The following is a 16,368-nucleotide window of genomic DNA, read 5'->3' as shown; positions in this document are numbered from 1 at the left end:
ATGTGTAGATCTGCTTCTCAGGCAGCACGGCGTGAAACCACCGCTTCCTGCAAGCGTTCGATCAGCGGCTTCAACTGACGATGCTTCATGGTCATTGCCGCCTTGTTAACCACCAGCCGCGTACTGATCTCGTCGATCATCTCTCGCGGCTCCATGCCATTGGCCCGCAGGGTATTACCGGTATCGACGATATCGACGATCTCATCGGCGAGATTCATGAGTGGAGCAAGCTCCATGGCGCCATACAACTTGACCACCTCCGCCTGAATGCCCTGCTCGGCATAATAACGGCGTGCCACATTGACGAACTTGGTGGCGACTCGGCGCCGAGCATGGGTTGGGCGGCTTCCAACCGGGCCGGCGGTCATTAGACGACAACGCGCGATCTCCAGATCGAGAGGCTCATAAAAACCTTCGGCGCCATGCTCAAGCAGCACGTCCTTACCGGCGATGCCAAGATCCGCAGCTCCCATCTGTACATAGGTGGGCACATCCACCGCACGGATGACCACCAGCTTGACGTGCTCCAGATTGCTATCGAAGATCAACTTGCGACTGCTCCCAAGGTCCTCGATGGGTTTGATGCCCGCGTCCGCGAGTAGCGGCAGCGTTTCCTGCAGAATACGTCCCTTGGAGAGGGCCAGAATCAGTTGTTTGCTCATAGCTCACCGGTTGGGCATTTTCAGCCGGGGACGCGGCGAATCTTCGCCCCCAGCAGCTGCAGTTTTTCCTCGATGCATTCATAGCCACGGTCGATATGATAGATGCGATCGACGAGGGTTTCGCCTTCCGCCAGGATACCTGCCATGACCAGACTTGCCGAGGCACGCAAATCCGTGGCCATGACCGGCGCACCGGACAGGCGTTTCACCCCGGTGACAACCGCTGTATTCCCCTCGAGGACGATATCTGCCCCCATGCGGTTGAGCTCCTGAACGTGCATGAAGCGGTTCTCGAAGATCGTTTCGACCACGCGGCTAGTGCCTTCAGCGACTGCATTCAAGGCGACGAATTGCGCCTGCATATCGGTGGGAAACGCCGGGTAAGGCGCGGTGCGTATATTGACCGCCTTGGGTCGTCGGCCACGCATGTCCAGTTCGATCCAGTCTTCGCCGGTGGTGATCTCGGCGCCGGTTTCTTCGAGCTTGGCCAGTACGGACTCAAGGATATGCGCCCGAGTCCGAACTACCCGCACACGACCGCCCGTTGCGGCAGCGGCGACCAGAAAGGTGCCGGTCTCGATGCGATCCGGCATGACATCGTGATGACAGCCGTGCAGCCGCTCGACCCCTTCGATGACGATGGTATCGCTACCATGCCCTTCGATCTTCGCCCCCATGGCAATCAGGCACTCGGCCAGGTCGACGATTTCCGGTTCGCGTGCCGCGTTCTCCAGTACCGTGGTGCCTTCCGCCAGCGTCGCCGCCATCAGCAGGTTCTCGGTACCGGTCACGGTCACGGTATCGAAGAAAATGGTGGCGCCCTTGAGACGGCCATCGACCCGAGCCCGGATATAGCCACCTTCCACGACGATCTTGGCCCCCATCGCCTCGAGGCCATGAATGTGCAGATCCACCGGGCGAGAGCCTATGGCGCAGCCGCCGGGAAGCGATACGTCTGCGGTGCCAAAGTGCGCAAGCAAAGGCCCCAGCACGAGAATGGACGCCCGCATCTTCTTGACCAGCTCGTAGGGCGCATGACAATCGCGTACCTGGGAACCGTCGAGCTGGATGGACATCTTGTCACCCATGACCGGCTCGATGCCCATGCAGGCAAGCAGTTCCAGCGTAGTGGTAATGTCCTGCAGATGGGGCAAATTGCCGATGACGACGGGCTCGTCGGAAAGGAGTGTCGCCGCCAGGATCGGCAGTGCCGAGTTCTTGGCACCGCTGGCCCACACCTCCCCTTCGAGAGGCCCGCCACCGGTGATGATTAGCTTGTCCATTGGTATCGTTCGCTTCAGGCCTGGATGTTTTCGGGCGCCTGATGCCACTGCGCGGGGGTATAGGTCTTGATGCTGATGGCGTGCAAGGCACCACTGGCAATCTCTTCGGACAAGGCGCCATAGATCAGCTGCTGACGCTTGACCGGCGTCAGATTCTCGAAAATGTCGCCAACGGCGACGACCTGAAAATTACAGCCCTCACCCTGGATATGGAAATCGCAGCCATCGATGCGGGATTCAAGCAATGCCTTGACGTCACTGGGTTGCATGGTTCGGAGTGGCTCCTATGGCTAAATAGATTCTTGATGGTATGACTAAGCAGAAAATACCATGTTAATGAAAAGTATCGCCGATGGCGATGACAGACCTATCAGTGTGCGTGCTCGACGGCACCTTTGGTCAGCAGCTTTTCCAGCCCAGCCATTTCGGTCACTCGTGCCAGGGGCGACGACAGATCAATCGACTCTACTACCAATGCTTTACGCTGAGCGCAGCGAAGCCATTCCAGTATGACGCTCAGCACGGCACTGCTGGCCTGATCGACTTGTTTGAAATCGAAAGCCACGGAACTGCCCTCGGCTTGCTGCTCCAGCCACTCACGACCAGTGGCCGCCAGCATCGAGGCCACATCGAAATCAGCTTCGCCACTCGCGGTCAATACTGCATCGTTCGCTTCGAGTCTAGCATCGCCATCAAGCAGCAGCGTCACGCGTTGCCCCCTTGTTCCAGCTCGTCAGTGCCCACTTCCGGTGACCAGCCATTGATGACCGCATCATAATCCCGGTTGTTGTCGCGCATGGCCTGATCGAACTGATTGCGGAAGGTCAGACCTAGGTTGATGCCGTTGACGATGACATTGACCACTTTCCACTGGCCGTCCGACTGGCGCAGGCTGTAGCTGACCGGATAAACCTGACCGTCCGTCGCGACAACTTCCATATCCACGCTCGCCTGATCCCCGGAGGCCTCCCCTTGGCTATCGAGCACTCGCAGATCGCGATAGTCGAAGGTCACCAGCCCCTTGGCGTAGGTGTCGATCAGCGTATTGCGAAACGTCTTTACGAAGCGACTACGCTGCTCCGGAGTGGCGTTACGAAAATAACGCCCCATGACGCTAGCGCCGATGTAGCGGAAATCGGCAATATCCTTGAGATTGTCGTCGACCAATGCCTCCAGCTCGTCCGGGTGCTGCTGGAAATAATCGCGACGCCCTTCGATCTTGCTCATCAACTGATCGACACTGTCGCGAATGGTTTGCACCGGCGATGTTTGTGCCTGCGCCTGAGCCATCATGAGACTCAGCATCAGTAATGGCAGCGCACAAAACCTGAAAAACGACGTGAACTTGTTCATCGACTTACTCCTGAAATATCAATTACTCGCCATGTTCGACACGAACTGCTGTATGAGTTCTTCGAGCACCAGCGCCTGCTGGGTATCATGGATGACATCGCCGTCCTCGAGCATATCGGGCGCGCCCCCCACGGACAGTCCGATATACTGCTCGCCGAGTAGGCCCGAGGTCAGAATTGCCGCTGTCGTATCTTCGGAAAGCTGGCCTTCCAGTTCGCCATTGAGATCCATCGTGACTCGGGCATCGAACCACTCCTGGTCAAGCTCCACTGAAGTCACCTTACCAATCTGAACCCCGGCCATGGTAACGCGAGAGCCTTTCTTCAAACCGCCTATATCGGCGAAATCCGCTCGGAGGCTAAAACTGGTGCTGGATAGGCCATTATTCAACCCACTGACGCTCAACCCTAGAAACACCAATCCCAGAATGCCGGCCAGCACGAACAAACCAACCCCTAGTTCCATCGTCTTGCTGCGCTTCATTAGAGTTCTCCAAACATCAGCGTCGTCAGCACAAAATCCAGACCGAGAACGGCCAGCGAAGAGTAGACCACCGTGCGGGTCGTAGCCCGGGAAATGCCTTCCGAGGTCGGCACGAGATCGTAACCCTGAAACACGGCGATCCAGGTAACGACCAACGCAAATACCAGCGCCTTGATCAATCCATTGCCGACATCATCAATAAAACTGACGCTGGCCTGCATGTTGCTCCAATAGGAGCCTTCGTTCACACCCAGCCAATCGACGCCGACCAGATAGCCGCCCCAGATACCCACGACGCTGAACCCTATCGTCAGCAGGGGCAAGGAAACGAAACCTGCCCACAAGCGAGGCGCCACCACTCTGCGCAAGGGATCGACACCGATCATTTCCATGCTGCTCAATTGCTCGGTGGCCTTCATCAAACCGATCTCGGCGGTCAGAGCCGACCCGGCACGACCGGCGAACAGCAGTGCCGCCACCACCGGGGCCAGTTCGCGCAGAAGCGACAGGGAAACCATCTGCCCCAGCGCATCCTCGGCGCCGAAATCCACCAGGATGGTATAGCCCTGCAGCCCCAGCACCATGCCGATGAAAAGCCCTGACACCAACACGATGGCCAAGGACATGACACCGATGAAGTGCATCTGGCGCAGCCATAGGCGGAACCCTTCTTTGCCCGGCATGCCGATGCTTGCCTGAAACAGGAATATGGTGGCCCGGCCCAGCGACTCGAACGCATCCAGCGTCGACTTACCCAGGGACGTGATTTGCTGCTTGATCATTGCCTCGCCCCTTCGTTCAAGATATCGCTGTAGTAATCCGGTGCTGGGTAATGAAAAGGTACCGGGCCGTCGGGCTCGCCATGCATGAACTGGCTGACCCGAGGATCACGATCCACGTTCAAGTTGGCCGGCGTACCATGGGCCATGACCTTGCCATCGGAAAGCACATAGACATAATCCGCAATGGACATGGTTTCTTTGATGTCGTGAGACACGATAACGGCAGTCAGGCCCAGCGCTTGATTGACCTTCTTGATCAACTGCACCAGCACACCCATGGAAATCGGATCCTGGCCGACGAAGGGCTCGTCATAAAGAATAAGCTCTGGGTCCAGGGCAATTGCCCGGGCCAGCGCGACTCTGCGTAGCATACCGCCGGAAAGCTCCGCAGGCTTGAGATTGCGCGCCCCGCGCAGGCCGACCGCCTCCAACTTCATCAGCACCACGTCGCGAATCATCGCCTCCGCTAGATCGGTATGCACTCGCAAAGGAAAGGCAACGTTCTCGAAAACACTGAGATCGGAAAACAAGGCGCCACTTTGGAACAGCATACCCATTCGACGGCGCAAGCGAAAAAGCTCCCGGCGCTTCAGGCGATGAACGTCGAGGCCGTCGATTTGCACACGGCCCGCGTCTGGATACAACTGTCCCCCGATCAGCTTGAGCAAGGTGGTCTTGCCCGAACCACTGGGCCCCATGATGGCAGTAATCTTGCCGCAGGGTATATGCATGTCGACGCCGCGAAATATCTCCTTGTCGCCACGAGAAAAATACATATTTTCGACCTCGACGAACTGCGGGTCATTCATCATAGCGATCCACCGGGGAAATTATCGAACAACGTATCCTAACTTATCTTGAGGCTGGCGACACCCGCTGGCAAGGACAAACTTGCAAGCGTTTGAAGCAATGCGTTTAATGGCGTTCACTCATTGCGTACAGGTTGTATCGCCAGACACTAGGGGTACGGGTGCTTGATGTGACCCGAGAACGGCCCAGCGGTTCGTCGCTTGAGCTCAAACACTAATGAAGCAGCGAATTCATCATGACCGTCAATGCCAACTTCGACTTTCGAACCAGCGCCCGCCGCACGCTTGATCTTGAACGGCAGGCGATCGCTGACCTGGACGCCAAACTGTCAGAGGACTTCGATCACGCCTGCCGCCTGATGCTTGCCTGCCCAGGCCGGGTGGTCGTCACCGGCATGGGAAAGTCCGGCCACATCGGTCGCAAGGTGGCCGCTACTCTTGCCAGCACCGGGACGCCCGCTTTTTTCGTCCACCCCGGCGAAGCCAGCCACGGCGATCTGGGTATGATCACACCAAAGGATGTCGTACTGGCACTGTCCAATTCCGGTGAGACCGCTGAAATCACAGCCCTGATGCCGTTGCTCAAACGCATGGGGACACCTCTGATCAGCATTACCGGTCGTCCTGGCTCGACCCTTGCCTGTCACGCTCAGGCGCATCTCGATGCGGGTGTCGAGCGCGAGGCCTGTCCATTGGGTCTGGCGCCCACCTCCTCGACTACCGCGGCGCTGGCATTGTCCGACGCGCTGGCCGTCGCCCTGCTCGAGGCCCGAGGTTTTACCACCGAGGAGTTCGCCCTCTCACACCCCGGCGGCAGCCTGGGGCGGCGCTTACTACTCAAGGTCGACGACCTGATGCATGTGGGCCAACGGGTGCCCAAGGTGATGCTTGGCAGCCCGCTGCGCGACGCGCTTCTTGAAATCACGCACAAGGGACTCGGGTTCACCTGTGTCGTGGATGAACAGGACCACCTGATCGGCGTCTATACCGATGGCGACCTGCGACGCACTCTCGACCTGCATGTCGATCTGAGGACTCTGCTGGTCGACGAGGTGATGACTCGCGGGGGCAGGCGTATATCTCCCGGCATGCTGGCCGCGGAAGCCATCAAGATCATGGAAGACAATCGCATTACTGCGCTGGCAGTGGTCGATGAGCAGGAGCGCCCTATCGGCGCCCTGCACATGCACGATCTACTCGCCAGCGGCGTCATTTAAAGGAGCTTGGCATGACTCTCGATTCTCAGTTCGACGCCTCTGCACTGATTCAGCGTGCCCGGCATATTCGTCTGCTCGCCCTGGATGTCGATGGCGTCATGACCGACGGACGACTCTATTTTCAGAGCGACGATCAGGAAATCAAGACATTCGGCACTCAGGATGGCTTGGGCATAAAGCTATTGCGACAAACCGGTGTTGAGGTCGCCATCATCACCGGACGCGAATCTAGAATGGTGAGCCGACGTGCCGAAGCACTGGGTATCGAACATGTCATGCAGGGGCGTGATGACAAGCTCGAGGCATTGCAATCCTTGCTTGCTCGGCTGAACATGGAATTGCAGCAGGCCGCTTACTGCGGCGACGACCTGCCGGATCTATCAGCAATCAAGCATGCAGGTTTGGGTATCAGCGTACCGAATGCACCTCTTTACATTCGAGAACATGCCAATTGGATCACCGAGCGTCCCGGAGGCCATGGCGCCGTGCGTGACATCTGTGACAACTTGCTGACATGGCAAGGTCATTGGCCTGCCATGTTCGACACCTATTTGCATGGAAAAGGCTGAGCATGGCACTGCGTTTAGCCAGGCCTCCCGCCAAGTTCTGGTTGGCATTGATCTTGCTGGCTTTAGGGGGGCTTTTGACCTTCATCGAACAACGTGACGCGCCCTCACCCGGGCCGGTGCCTCAGGACACCGCCGGCGAGCCGGACTTCTATCTGGAAAGCGCGCGGATGACGCGTTTCGATGCCGAAGGCAAGCCTTATCAACGCCTCGAAACGCCTCGTCTGGTGCATACACCCGTGGACGACGTCATTCGCGCGACAACGCCCGATATACGTCTTTATGATGATGAAGGCCGTATCTGGTTTGCCAGCAGCAACAGCAGCACGCTCGGCCCGGATGGCAACCCTCTCACTCTAAAGGGGGATGCCTGGATCGAGGCGCCTGAGCAGGGCTGGCGAATTGAAACTCAGACGCTCGTCTATGATATTCATGAACGTCATGCCTGGAGTGAAAGCGAAGCTCGCCTGAGCCAGCATCGGCAACGTGTTCGTGGCGAGCGCGTAGACGCATGGATCGACTCGGCGCGCATGCGTCTGAACGGTAACGTTCGCGGCCTACATCCGCCCATCAGCAAGGAATGAAGATCATGCGGCGAAAAACCTTACCTATCATGGCCGGCCTGCTGCTTCATGGTTCAGTCGCAGCGACGGCGTACGCTCTTGACAGCGACGCCGGTGCCCCCATCGAGATTGCCGCTGACCGCCTCGACATTGACGACCGAGCGGGCACGGCAGTCTATACCGGCGACGTGGACATGCAGCAAGGCAGCATGAAACTCATCGCCGACAAAGTCGAGATCGAACGCAACGCCCAGGGCGAAGTCTCTCTCGTCACGGCAACGAGCAATACCGGGCGGGCCTATCTGGAGCAGAAACCCGCGCCTCAGGATCCGGTCGCCAAGGGCTGGGGCGAGAGCATCGTCTATCATGCCGGAGAACGCCGTGTGGAATTGATTCGTCGCGCAGAGCTGCATCAGGGCGGCGACATATTCAACGGCGCCTACGTGGAATATTTTCTCGATCGCCGCCAGGTCCAGGCGCGCTCCCAAACCGGCAGCGGCGGCGATGAGCGCGTGCGTATGACCTTGACGCCTAAAACCACCGAGTAAGAAACACCAAGCAGGAAGCACTCTGGATGAAGACGCTTTTCGCTCGTCACCTGGCCAAGAGCTATAAGCATCGCCGGGTAGTGCAGGATATCAGCCTGTCCATCGCGCAAGGCAGTATCGTTGGCTTGCTAGGCCCCAATGGAGCCGGCAAGACCACTTCGTTCTACATGATCGTTGGCCTGATCAAGGCGGATGCGGGCAACGTTGCCATCGATGATCAGGATTTGACCTTCGCCCCCATGCATCACCGCGCTCGCGCCGGGATTGGCTACCTGCCTCAGGAAGCCTCGGTATTTCGCAAACTGTCGGTGGCGGACAATATTCTCGCAATCCTCGAAACCCGCAAGGATTTCGACAAGAAGCAACGCCACGCTCAGCTCGAGCATCTGCTCGAAGAGTTCCACATCGAGCACATTCGCGACAATCTGGGCATGAGCCTTTCAGGGGGCGAGCGCCGCCGGGTCGAGATCGCCCGCTCTCTTGCCACTGAACCTGCTTTCATCCTGCTCGACGAACCCTTTGCCGGCGTCGACCCGATCTCCGTGGGCGAAATCAAGAGCATCATTCGCCAACTGCGTGACCGGGGCATCGGCGTTCTCATCACCGATCACAATGTGCGGGACACGCTGGATATCTGCGACAACGCCTATATCGTCGGCGATGGCAAGATCATCGCCGAAGGCAACACCGAGGCCATCCTTGCCAGCCAAAAGGTGCGGGAAGTCTATCTGGGCAACGAGTTTCGCTTCTAGCCTTGCCGCTTTTCAACGCCTTTGTCGATCTGTTCCATTTCGCCTACGAACCTTTAGCCGTTATACAGGAAAGCATTAGCCGATTGATGGCATGATTATTGCTTTTCATGCTTGCAAGCGGCTTCCTGCAACGCTACCGTGATCCCAAATCATGTCGGTGATCTCCACCCCTTATGGTAATGAAGCCAACGCTACAGCTGCGCATCGGCACTCAGCTAACCATGACGCCGCAGTTGCAACAGGCAATCCAGCTGCTGCAGCTCTCGACGCTCGATCTGCGTCAGGAAATCCAGCAGGCGCTGGAATCCAACCCCATGCTGGAGCTCGACGAAGTCTACGGTGAACAAGCCGTGGCCGACAACGCCGAGGAGGAGTGGGCGGAGGACATTCCCACGGAACTGGTGACCGACAGCGAATGGTCGGACACCTATCAGGATGCGCCGGTCAGCCAGGCAGGCAGCCCCAATGGCAACGACATCGAACGCAACGTGGCGGGAACGAGCCTCAAGGATCATTTGCACTGGCAATTGACCATGACCGACATGTCGGCGCGTGGCCGTCAGATCGCCGAGAATCTTATCGACTCGATCAGCCCGGCAGGTTACCTTGAGGCCAGCCTTGACGATCTGGTGGAAGGCCTGCGGGGGCAAGGCCTTGTCGACCTCAAAAGCCAGGAAGTGGAACAGGTTCTGCAGCAGATACAGCAGTTCGAGCCGACCGGCGTCGGAGCCCGAAGTTTACGCGAATGCCTGCTTTTGCAACTCAGCGCGTGTGAGGAAACGACACCGCTGCTACCCCAGGCCAAACGGCTGGTTCGCCAGTTTCTGGAAGCCCTGGCCGGTAACGACCGCAAGATGCTCAAGCGTCGCCTGGGTCTTGACGATGCTCAGCTCGACGAGATCATCGCCATGATTCGTCTGCTTGATCCGCGCCCCGGACAAGCGTTCGATCGTCTTGACGATAGCCATGTCATCCCGGACTTGATCGCCCGCCATACTCTCGACGGCTGGCGCATAGAACTCAATCCCGAGATCCTACCCCGTCTACGCATTCAGCCCGATTACGCCGCACTGATAAAACGCGCCGACAAAAGTGACGACAACACCTTCATGAGACAGCATCTGCAGGAAGCGCGCTGGCTGATGAAGAGCCTCTCGAGTCGCAATGACACCCTGCTCAAGGTGGGCCGGGAAATAATGAGCCACCAGCTCGATTTCCTCGAACAGGGTGAAGAAGCGATGAAACCATTGATCCTGGCGAACATCGCTCAAATCGTTGACATGCATGAGTCGACCATTTCTCGGGTCACTACCCAGAAATTCATTCATACTCCGCGCGGGGTATTCGAGCTGAAATATTTTTTCTCGAGCCACGTGGGGGGCAACGAAAACGAGGGCGACGCCTACTCCAGCACGGCGATTCGTGCACGTTTGAAAAAGATGATCAGTGAGGAGTCGCCACGTAAACCCTTGTCCGATAGCAAGCTGGTAGACTTGCTCGCTGAGGACGGTATCAAGGTGGCTCGACGCACCATAGCCAAGTATCGCGAAGGGTTGGGCATTCCCTCTTCGAGCGATCGCAAGCGTTTGGCATAAGCTTCCCTCCTACGGGGGTTTGCTCCGCCGCAAAAAGGGTTACAATCCTTGGACCATTCGCAGCAATAGGAGCGTGCCATGCAAGTCAACATCACTGGCCATCATGTCGAGCTGACCGATGCATTGCGTGATTATGTGAACGAAAAACTTGCGCGTTTGGAGCGCCATTACGACAACATCACTCGGGTACAGGTCACCTTATCCGTCGAGAAGGAACGTCATCAGGCAGCCTGCACCCTTCATGCTGCTGGTGCAGATCTGCATGGCGAGGCCGAAAACAGCGACATGTATGCTGCCATTGATGCCCTGGCCGACAAGCTTGATCGTCAACTTGTCAAACACAAGGAAAAAACTCAGGCTCGCGCCCAAGGCGCCGGCGCGCGCTGATTTCAACTATGTCTCTTGAAGCCATCCTGCCCCCGGAACGTGCGCTGTTCGCCGTTCCCGGGGGAAGCAAGAAGCGGGTGCTGGAGTTCTTCAGCACCTTCATTGCGCAGAACATCCCTAGCCTGGACAGCCAAGAAGTCTTTGGGCGACTCATTGGCCGGGAAAAACTCGGCAGCACCGGCATCGGCAACGGTGTTGCCATTCCTCATGCGCGGGACCCTCACTGCAAGAGTCCGATTGCGGGCTTCCTCAAGCTTCAGGAAGCCATTAGCTTCGATGCCATTGACGGCGAGCCGGTGGATTTGATCTTCATTCTGCTGGTTCCCGAAGCAGCGGATGAAACGCATCTCACGCTTCTCGCTCAAGTGGCCAGCCTCATGAACGATGCGGATACCCGCATGCGACTACGCAAAAGCGAGAGTCAAAGCCAGCTTTACGAAACGCTTATTGATGCCATTCATGACATCGAACAGACGAGCCATGAGAAAGACAGGTGATAACAGATCGCGTCATTCCTGTATCATTTCATACAACACAAACTGTCTGACAAAAAAGCCGAAACCCTAATCCATCGTTATAAGGGCGCTACCATGCAGCTCGTGATCATCAGTGGACGATCGGGTTCTGGAAAATCAATTGCGCTCCAGGCACTCGAGGATCTTGGCTTTTATGCCATCGACAATCTGCCGGCCCTGCTGCTCGACCCTCTTATTCATGAGCTGCAACAAGATGACGCCCGGCGTTCGAATATTGCGGTAAGTATCGATGCGCGTAATCTACCAACGTCACTCAAGCGCTTTCCGGTATTACTCGAAGAAATTCGCATGCGCAAGATCGACTGCCATGTGGTCTACCTAACCGCCGAGAACAAGATCCTGCTGGAGCGTTATTCCGCCACGCGCCGTTGCCACCCCTTGACCCGTGATAGCGAGATGACCCTGGCGGAAGCCATTGACTCGGAAGAACACACCCTGGCCCGTATCCGGGATCTCGCCGATCTTGTGATCGATACCTCGCAGCTCTCGATACACGATCTACGAGCGCGTATCGCAAGCCAGGTGGCACACCACTCCAGTGATCAGCTGACGCTGACCTTCGAATCCTTCGGTTTCAAGCGGGGGGTACCCCTGGACGCCGACACGGTGTTCGATGCCCGCTGCCTACCCAATCCCTACTGGGACCCTCAATTGCGCCATTACGACGGGCGCGATGATGAGATCGTCAAGTTCCTCGAAGATTATACCGACGTTGGCGCCATGTCAGATGACATTCGCGACTGGCTGGAGCGCTGGCTGCCGGCCTATATCGCCAGCAACCGCAGCTATCTGACGGTTGCTGTCGGATGTACTGGCGGCCAGCATCGTTCCGTCTACTTGAGTGAGCGTTTGGCTCACCATTTCGCCAACCGGTATCGCGTGCGTCTTCGGCACCGTGAGCTTGGTGTTCTCACCGTCGTAGGAGAAGCGCGGAATGATTCAGCGTGAGCTGATCCTGACCAATCGACGTGGCCTTCATGCGCGTGCAGCCACAAAACTGGTCAAGTGCTGCCAGCCCTTCGATGCCAATGTGATCGTATGCCATCAAGACAAGAGCGCCGATGCGAATAACATCATGTCGCTTTTGATGCTTGCCGCTCCCTGCGGCAGCGTGCTTGAAATCAATGTAGAAGGTCCTCAGGCCGCAGAAGTGCTCACCGCGGTTGAAGCGCTTTTTTCCGCACGCTTTGACGAAGACGATTGATCTCGAGCAGGACGGTGGCTTGAAGCGAGGCGCTTGAAGACTTCTCTCGAACAGCGTTTTCTTTTGTACGCGCCCACACCCTCCGGTGCTAGAATAGCGCGACAATTGGGGCACGACACAGGACATCACTCAACATGAGCAAAAATCCAGAGAAGCTTCAGCCAAGACTCGCCAGGCTAAACGATGCTCTGGAAAGCGGTGCCTTGGAACAAGCACGGCGCATGCTCAATCGTGGCCTCGCCCCAGTCGATATAGCGCACTTGTTGGAATCGACCCCGCCCAGGGAGCGCGACGTTCTTTGGGAGCTGATCGAGCCTGAGCTAAAAGGTGATGTGCTGCAGTATCTGGGTGAGGATATCCAGACGGAATTCCTCAACCGGATGGATACCCAGCAGCTGATGTCCGCCACCGAGGGGTTGGATGTCGATGACCTGGCGGATCTTCTGCAACGCCTGCCGGATACTGTCACTCTCGAAGTGCTCGACTCCATGGAAGCCCAGGAGCGCCAGCGCCTGGAAACCGTGCTGTCCTATCCTGAGGACACCGCCGGCGGGTTGATGAACACGGATACGCTGACAATCCGCCCGGAAATTACTCTGGATGTCGTACTGCGTTACCTGCGGCGTCACGAGCGACTGCCGGATACTACCGACAGCCTTCTGGTGGTGACCCGTGGCGACCAGCTGATCGGCAGCTTGCCCATCAACCGTCTGCTGGTTTCCGACCCGTCAATGCTGGTGCGCGAGGTCATGGATACGGACATGGTGACGATCCCGGCCACCATGGAAGAAACCGAGGTGGCTAGACTGTTCGAGCGTTTCGATCTGATCTCGGCGCCGGTGATCGGCGGTGATCGTCACCTGCTGGGACGTATCACCATCGACGACGTGGTCGATGTCATCCGCGATGATGCTGAGCATCAAGTGATGAGCATGGCGGGCCTCGACGAGGACGAAGACACCTTCGCCCCGGCCTGGCGCACCAGTCGGCGCCGCGCAGTCTGGCTGGGCATCAACCTGATCACTGCCTTCATGGCCGCTGCAGTCATCGGCATGTTCGAAAGCACGATTCAAAAGGTCACCGCCCTGGCCGTATTGATGCCAATCGTTGCGAGCATGGGCGGCATTGCAGGCTCTCAGGCGTTGACCGTCTTGATTCGCGGCATTGCCCTGGGGCATGTATCCGGGGGCAACGTGCGCTGGTTGCTCAATCGAGAATTGGTCGTCGGTGCGCTCAATGGCGTGCTTTGGGCGCTGGTGGTGGCGGTAATTGCGGTACTCTGGTTCGGCGACATGACCTTGGGTATCATCATCGCCGCGGCCATCGTCATCAATCTATTGTTCGCTGCTTTTTGCGGCACCTTGCTGCCGGTGCTGTTGAAAAGGCTCAACATCGACCCGGCCTTGTCCGGCAGCGTCATCCTGACCACGGTCACCGATGTGGTCGGCTTCATGGCCTTTCTTGGCCTTGCCACCTATTTTTATCTATAAGGTTTCCGCCCAATAAAATGGCCGCCCTATAGGATTAAATAGAGCGGCCATTTTAATTTCCTTCCTCACCCCCCCAAAGTGCTATCAGCTTCCTGCCACGGTCATACCATCGATCAGCCAGCTGCCGGTATGGATACTGCCACGGGTATCGATATCGTCTCCTACCCCCATCAGATTGGCAAACATGGTATTGAGGTTGCCGGCAACGGTGAATTCCTCGATCGGATACTGAATCTTGCCATTTTCGACCCAGAAGCCTGCGGCACCTCGGGAGTAATCTCCGGTCACCCCGTTGACCCCTTGGCCCATCAGTTCCGTGACCAGCACGCCACGATCCATCTGCGCCAACAGGCCGGCTTGCGCCGAGAGAGGCGCCTCGATACGCAGGTTGCGAGCGCCACCGGCGTTGCCGGTAGAGGTCATGTTCAGGCGTCGAGCGCTGTAGGCAGAGAGCATGTAGCTGGCAATACGACCGCTGTCAACAAAGATGTTGTCCCGCGTGTAGACGCCGTCACTATCGAAGGCGGAACTGGCCATACCGCCAATTTCGCGGGGCTTCTCTTGAAGCGTAAACCAGTCTGGAAACAGCGGCTTGCCCAGGCTATCGCAGAGAAACGACGCCTCGCGATACAACGCGCCACCGGCAATGGCATTGAGAAAATTTCCTACCAGCCCGCTGGCCAACTCCGGGGCAAACAGCACCGGTAGACGCCCAGTCTCGGGCCGGCGCGCACCCAGGCGACGCAATGTTCGTTCTGCGGCACTGCGCCCGATCGTCTCCGGTGAGCTTAGCCTCGCGGGATCACGTTCGCTGCTGTAGTCGTAGTCCCGCTGCATACCTTGCTCGTCTCGGGCGATCAGCATGCAGGACAATGAATGCCGGCTGCCGCGCTGTCCTGCCAGGAAGCCGTGGCTATTGCCGTAAACCCGCACAGCTTCGCCGGTGGATAGCCCAGCGCCATCGGAATTGTCGATACCCTCGACCGCGCGACCGGCATTTTCGCATGCCAAGGCCAACTCGATCGCTTCGTCCGTGGTCAACGACCAGGAATGATGCACCTTGAGATCGGGGAATTCCGTTGCCATCAATTTTGCATCCGCTAGGCCCGCATAGGGGTCCTCCCCGGTATAGCGGGCGATGTCAATGGCTTTTTCCACCACCGCGCGGATAGAGGCTTCCCCGGCATCGGAAGAGGACGCACTACCCTTACGCTGGCCTACGTAGACCGTGACGGCAATGCCTTGATCCCGGGACAGCTCGACGCTTTCCACCTCGCCCATGCGTACGTTGATACCGGTTCCCTGATCGACGCTAGCACCGACTTCGCAGGCATCCGCACCCAGTGTACGCGCCTGCTCCAGGGCCGTGGCCACCCGGGATTCCAGCAGCGTCTGCTGCGCGGCGGCATCGAAGGCTTGAGTCATGTTGATCTCCTTGTGGCAAGGCGGGCTGGTATACTGCACCAACCTCCCAATGCTGATGGTAATGGCATGTCATTTGAATCACCTGCCGATCCTGGGGATCGGCCAAGCAAGACCCAACGCAAGCAGGAAATGCAGGCCCTGCAAGCCCTGGGCGAACGTATAATTGCCCTGTCCGAGGCCCAGCGAGCACGTTTGCCGCTGTCCGACGACCTTCTGGAGGCCATCGAGGAAACCTCGCGAATTCGTTCTCACGAAGGGCGCCGCCGTCATATGCAGTACGTCGGCAAGCTGATGCGCCGCGAGGATATCGACGCTATCCAGCAGGTCTTCGACGAGTTCGAACGTGAGACACTGCGTCGCGATCACGCTTTTCATCGTCTTGAAAAATGGCGCGACCGGCTCATGGACGACGAAAGCAACGAGACGCTGGAAACCTTCATCGCCGAGTATCCCGATGTCGACCGCCAGACGCTGCGCCAGCTGATCCGCAATGCGCGAAGCGAACGAAAACGCGGTAAACCGCCGACCAGCGCACGCAAGCTTTTCAAGCTGATACGCGACACCGCCGGCATGTGAGAACTATCCACGATCTGCTGCGCGTCGGCCATACATCGTTAAATTCGGCCTCGTGCGCGAGTCCGATTAAAATGCTCATTTACTAAAGTAAACTCCGCTTTTTTCGTCCGAATTTGCCTTGTCTGGCTCTAGCTCGC

Annotated in this window: 21 protein-coding genes; 12 read left to right on the top strand and 9 right to left on the bottom strand. The window is 57.7% G+C overall.

What is annotated here, in order from left to right; translation table 11 throughout:
• Window positions 1-17: 17 nt before the first annotated feature.
• The 8 genes from hisG to H7850_RS03400 all read right to left on the bottom strand — a co-directional run bounded on the left by hisG (window position 18) and on the right by H7850_RS03400 (window position 5,372).
• Window positions 18-662 (bottom strand): ATP phosphoribosyltransferase, encoded by a 645-nt coding sequence (gene hisG / locus H7850_RS03435; protein WP_227367983.1) that lies wholly within the window; start codon window positions 660-662, stop codon window positions 18-20.
• A 20-nt stretch (window positions 663-682) separates the two neighbouring features.
• A complete protein-coding gene (gene murA / locus H7850_RS03430; RefSeq protein ID WP_227367982.1) occupies window positions 683-1,945 on the bottom strand; it encodes a UDP-N-acetylglucosamine 1-carboxyvinyltransferase in 1,263 nt (420 codons plus the stop codon).
• A 14-nt stretch (window positions 1,946-1,959) separates the two neighbouring features.
• On the bottom strand, window positions 1,960-2,214 hold the full coding sequence (locus tag H7850_RS03425; protein WP_227367981.1) for a BolA family protein: 255 nt from the start codon (window positions 2,212-2,214) through the stop codon (window positions 1,960-1,962).
• 101 nt (window positions 2,215-2,315) lie between these two features.
• On the bottom strand, window positions 2,316-2,654 hold the full coding sequence (locus tag H7850_RS03420; protein WP_227367980.1) for a lipid asymmetry maintenance protein MlaB: 339 nt from the start codon (window positions 2,652-2,654) through the stop codon (window positions 2,316-2,318).
• Window positions 2,651-3,298, bottom strand: coding sequence for a phospholipid-binding protein MlaC (locus H7850_RS03415; protein ID WP_227367979.1), 648 nt, complete (start codon window positions 3,296-3,298; stop codon window positions 2,651-2,653). Before H7850_RS03415 ends, H7850_RS03420 begins: the two co-directional genes overlap by 4 nt.
• Window positions 3,299-3,316: 18 nt before the next feature.
• Window positions 3,317-3,781: an outer membrane lipid asymmetry maintenance protein MlaD gene (gene mlaD / locus H7850_RS03410; RefSeq protein ID WP_227367978.1), complete on the bottom strand. Its 465-nt coding sequence runs from the start codon at window positions 3,779-3,781 to the stop codon at window positions 3,317-3,319.
• Window positions 3,781-4,563: a lipid asymmetry maintenance ABC transporter permease subunit MlaE gene (mlaE, locus tag H7850_RS03405; RefSeq protein WP_227367977.1), complete on the bottom strand. Its 783-nt coding sequence runs from the start codon at window positions 4,561-4,563 to the stop codon at window positions 3,781-3,783. The genes mlaD and mlaE overlap by 1 nt, the downstream gene beginning before the upstream one ends.
• The gene (locus H7850_RS03400; RefSeq protein WP_227367976.1) at window positions 4,560-5,372 is read right to left on the bottom strand and encodes an ATP-binding cassette domain-containing protein; all 813 of its coding nucleotides are present in this window, start codon (window positions 5,370-5,372) and stop codon (window positions 4,560-4,562) included. Before H7850_RS03400 ends, mlaE begins: the two co-directional genes overlap by 4 nt.
• 236 nt (window positions 5,373-5,608) lie before the next feature.
• On the opposite strand from H7850_RS03400, the gene H7850_RS03395 reads away from it, so the two are divergent.
• From H7850_RS03395 to mgtE, 11 genes are all read left to right on the top strand, one after another.
• Window positions 5,609-6,589, top strand: coding sequence for a KpsF/GutQ family sugar-phosphate isomerase (locus tag H7850_RS03395; RefSeq protein WP_227367975.1), 981 nt, complete (start codon window positions 5,609-5,611; stop codon window positions 6,587-6,589).
• Between the two features lie 11 nt (window positions 6,590-6,600).
• On the top strand, window positions 6,601-7,158 hold the full coding sequence (locus H7850_RS03390; RefSeq protein WP_227367974.1) for a KdsC family phosphatase: 558 nt from the start codon (window positions 6,601-6,603) through the stop codon (window positions 7,156-7,158).
• A 2-nt stretch (window positions 7,159-7,160) separates the two neighbouring features.
• Window positions 7,161-7,739, top strand: coding sequence for an LPS export ABC transporter periplasmic protein LptC (gene lptC / locus H7850_RS03385; protein WP_227367973.1), 579 nt, complete (start codon window positions 7,161-7,163; stop codon window positions 7,737-7,739).
• Window positions 7,740-7,744: 5 nt separating this feature from the next.
• Window positions 7,745-8,266 carry a lipopolysaccharide transport periplasmic protein LptA gene (lptA, locus tag H7850_RS03380; protein ID WP_227367972.1) on the top strand — a complete coding sequence of 174 codons (522 nt, stop codon included), beginning with the start codon at window positions 7,745-7,747 and terminating at the stop codon, window positions 8,264-8,266.
• Window positions 8,267-8,292: 26 nt separating this feature from the next.
• Window positions 8,293-9,018: an LPS export ABC transporter ATP-binding protein gene (gene lptB / locus H7850_RS03375; protein WP_227367971.1), complete on the top strand. Its 726-nt coding sequence runs from the start codon at window positions 8,293-8,295 to the stop codon at window positions 9,016-9,018.
• Window positions 9,019-9,191: 173 nt separating this feature from the next.
• Window positions 9,192-10,613, top strand: a complete 1,422-nt coding sequence (locus tag H7850_RS03370; RefSeq protein ID WP_227367970.1) for an RNA polymerase factor sigma-54 — start codon at window positions 9,192-9,194, stop codon at window positions 10,611-10,613.
• A gap of 78 nt (window positions 10,614-10,691) precedes the next feature.
• Window positions 10,692-11,000, top strand: coding sequence for a ribosome hibernation-promoting factor, HPF/YfiA family (gene hpf / locus H7850_RS03365; RefSeq protein WP_227367969.1), 309 nt, complete (start codon window positions 10,692-10,694; stop codon window positions 10,998-11,000).
• An 8-nt stretch (window positions 11,001-11,008) separates the two neighbouring features.
• Complete coding sequence (locus H7850_RS03360) at window positions 11,009-11,497, top strand: PTS sugar transporter subunit IIA (RefSeq protein WP_227367968.1); 489 nt, start codon at window positions 11,009-11,011, stop codon at window positions 11,495-11,497.
• A 93-nt stretch (window positions 11,498-11,590) separates the two neighbouring features.
• Entirely contained in the window at window positions 11,591-12,484 is an 894-nt protein-coding gene (rapZ, locus tag H7850_RS03355) for an RNase adapter RapZ (protein ID WP_227367967.1), read from the top strand.
• Entirely contained in the window at window positions 12,471-12,740 is a 270-nt protein-coding gene (locus H7850_RS03350; RefSeq protein ID WP_227367966.1) for an HPr family phosphocarrier protein, read from the top strand. The genes rapZ and H7850_RS03350 overlap by 14 nt, the downstream gene beginning before the upstream one ends.
• Before the next feature lie 134 nt (window positions 12,741-12,874).
• A complete protein-coding gene (gene mgtE / locus H7850_RS03345; RefSeq protein ID WP_227367965.1) occupies window positions 12,875-14,230 on the top strand; it encodes a magnesium transporter in 1,356 nt (451 codons plus the stop codon).
• 84 nt (window positions 14,231-14,314) lie between these two features.
• On the opposite strand, the gene pmbA is transcribed toward mgtE, so the two are convergent.
• Window positions 14,315-15,655, bottom strand: a complete 1,341-nt coding sequence (gene pmbA, locus H7850_RS03340) for a metalloprotease PmbA (protein ID WP_227367964.1) — start codon at window positions 15,653-15,655, stop codon at window positions 14,315-14,317.
• 66 nt (window positions 15,656-15,721) lie between these two features.
• Between pmbA and yjgA the strand changes: the two genes are divergently transcribed.
• The gene (gene yjgA, locus H7850_RS03335) at window positions 15,722-16,231 is read left to right on the top strand and encodes a ribosome biogenesis factor YjgA (protein ID WP_227367963.1); all 510 of its coding nucleotides are present in this window, start codon (window positions 15,722-15,724) and stop codon (window positions 16,229-16,231) included.
• Window positions 16,232-16,368: the final 137 nt, after the last annotated feature.

Source organism: Halomonas sp. M20 (genome assembly GCF_020622265.1).
Classification (GTDB): domain Bacteria; phylum Pseudomonadota; class Gammaproteobacteria; order Pseudomonadales; family Halomonadaceae; genus Modicisalibacter.
This window is presented reverse-complemented; position numbering and strand designations above follow the sequence as displayed.

Coding starts and splice junctions, on each gene's coding strand:
- lptA (WP_227367972.1), top strand. CDS start 7,745: ATGCGGCGAAAAACCTTACCTATCATGGCCGGCCTGCTGCTTCATGGT.
- pmbA (WP_227367964.1), bottom strand. CDS start 15,655: ATGACTCAAGCCTTCGATGCCGCCGCGCAGCAGACGCTGCTGGAATCC.
- H7850_RS03370 (WP_227367970.1), top strand. CDS start 9,192: ATGGTAATGAAGCCAACGCTACAGCTGCGCATCGGCACTCAGCTAACC.
- mgtE (WP_227367965.1), top strand. CDS start 12,875: ATGAGCAAAAATCCAGAGAAGCTTCAGCCAAGACTCGCCAGGCTAAAC.
- H7850_RS03360 (WP_227367968.1), top strand. CDS start 11,009: ATGTCTCTTGAAGCCATCCTGCCCCCGGAACGTGCGCTGTTCGCCGTT.
- yjgA (WP_227367963.1), top strand. CDS start 15,722: ATGTCATTTGAATCACCTGCCGATCCTGGGGATCGGCCAAGCAAGACC.
- H7850_RS03390 (WP_227367974.1), top strand. CDS start 6,601: ATGACTCTCGATTCTCAGTTCGACGCCTCTGCACTGATTCAGCGTGCC.
- rapZ (WP_227367967.1), top strand. CDS start 11,591: ATGCAGCTCGTGATCATCAGTGGACGATCGGGTTCTGGAAAATCAATT.
- lptB (WP_227367971.1), top strand. CDS start 8,293: ATGAAGACGCTTTTCGCTCGTCACCTGGCCAAGAGCTATAAGCATCGC.
- hpf (WP_227367969.1), top strand. CDS start 10,692: ATGCAAGTCAACATCACTGGCCATCATGTCGAGCTGACCGATGCATTG.
- mlaE (WP_227367977.1), bottom strand. CDS start 4,563: ATGATCAAGCAGCAAATCACGTCCCTGGGTAAGTCGACGCTGGATGCG.
- hisG (WP_227367983.1), bottom strand. CDS start 662: ATGAGCAAACAACTGATTCTGGCCCTCTCCAAGGGACGTATTCTGCAG.
- lptC (WP_227367973.1), top strand. CDS start 7,161: ATGGCACTGCGTTTAGCCAGGCCTCCCGCCAAGTTCTGGTTGGCATTG.
- H7850_RS03395 (WP_227367975.1), top strand. CDS start 5,609: ATGACCGTCAATGCCAACTTCGACTTTCGAACCAGCGCCCGCCGCACG.
- H7850_RS03350 (WP_227367966.1), top strand. CDS start 12,471: ATGATTCAGCGTGAGCTGATCCTGACCAATCGACGTGGCCTTCATGCG.
- H7850_RS03400 (WP_227367976.1), bottom strand. CDS start 5,372: ATGAATGACCCGCAGTTCGTCGAGGTCGAAAATATGTATTTTTCTCGT.
- H7850_RS03415 (WP_227367979.1), bottom strand. CDS start 3,298: ATGAACAAGTTCACGTCGTTTTTCAGGTTTTGTGCGCTGCCATTACTG.
- murA (WP_227367982.1), bottom strand. CDS start 1,945: ATGGACAAGCTAATCATCACCGGTGGCGGGCCTCTCGAAGGGGAGGTG.
- H7850_RS03425 (WP_227367981.1), bottom strand. CDS start 2,214: ATGCAACCCAGTGACGTCAAGGCATTGCTTGAATCCCGCATCGATGGC.
- mlaD (WP_227367978.1), bottom strand. CDS start 3,781: ATGAAGCGCAGCAAGACGATGGAACTAGGGGTTGGTTTGTTCGTGCTG.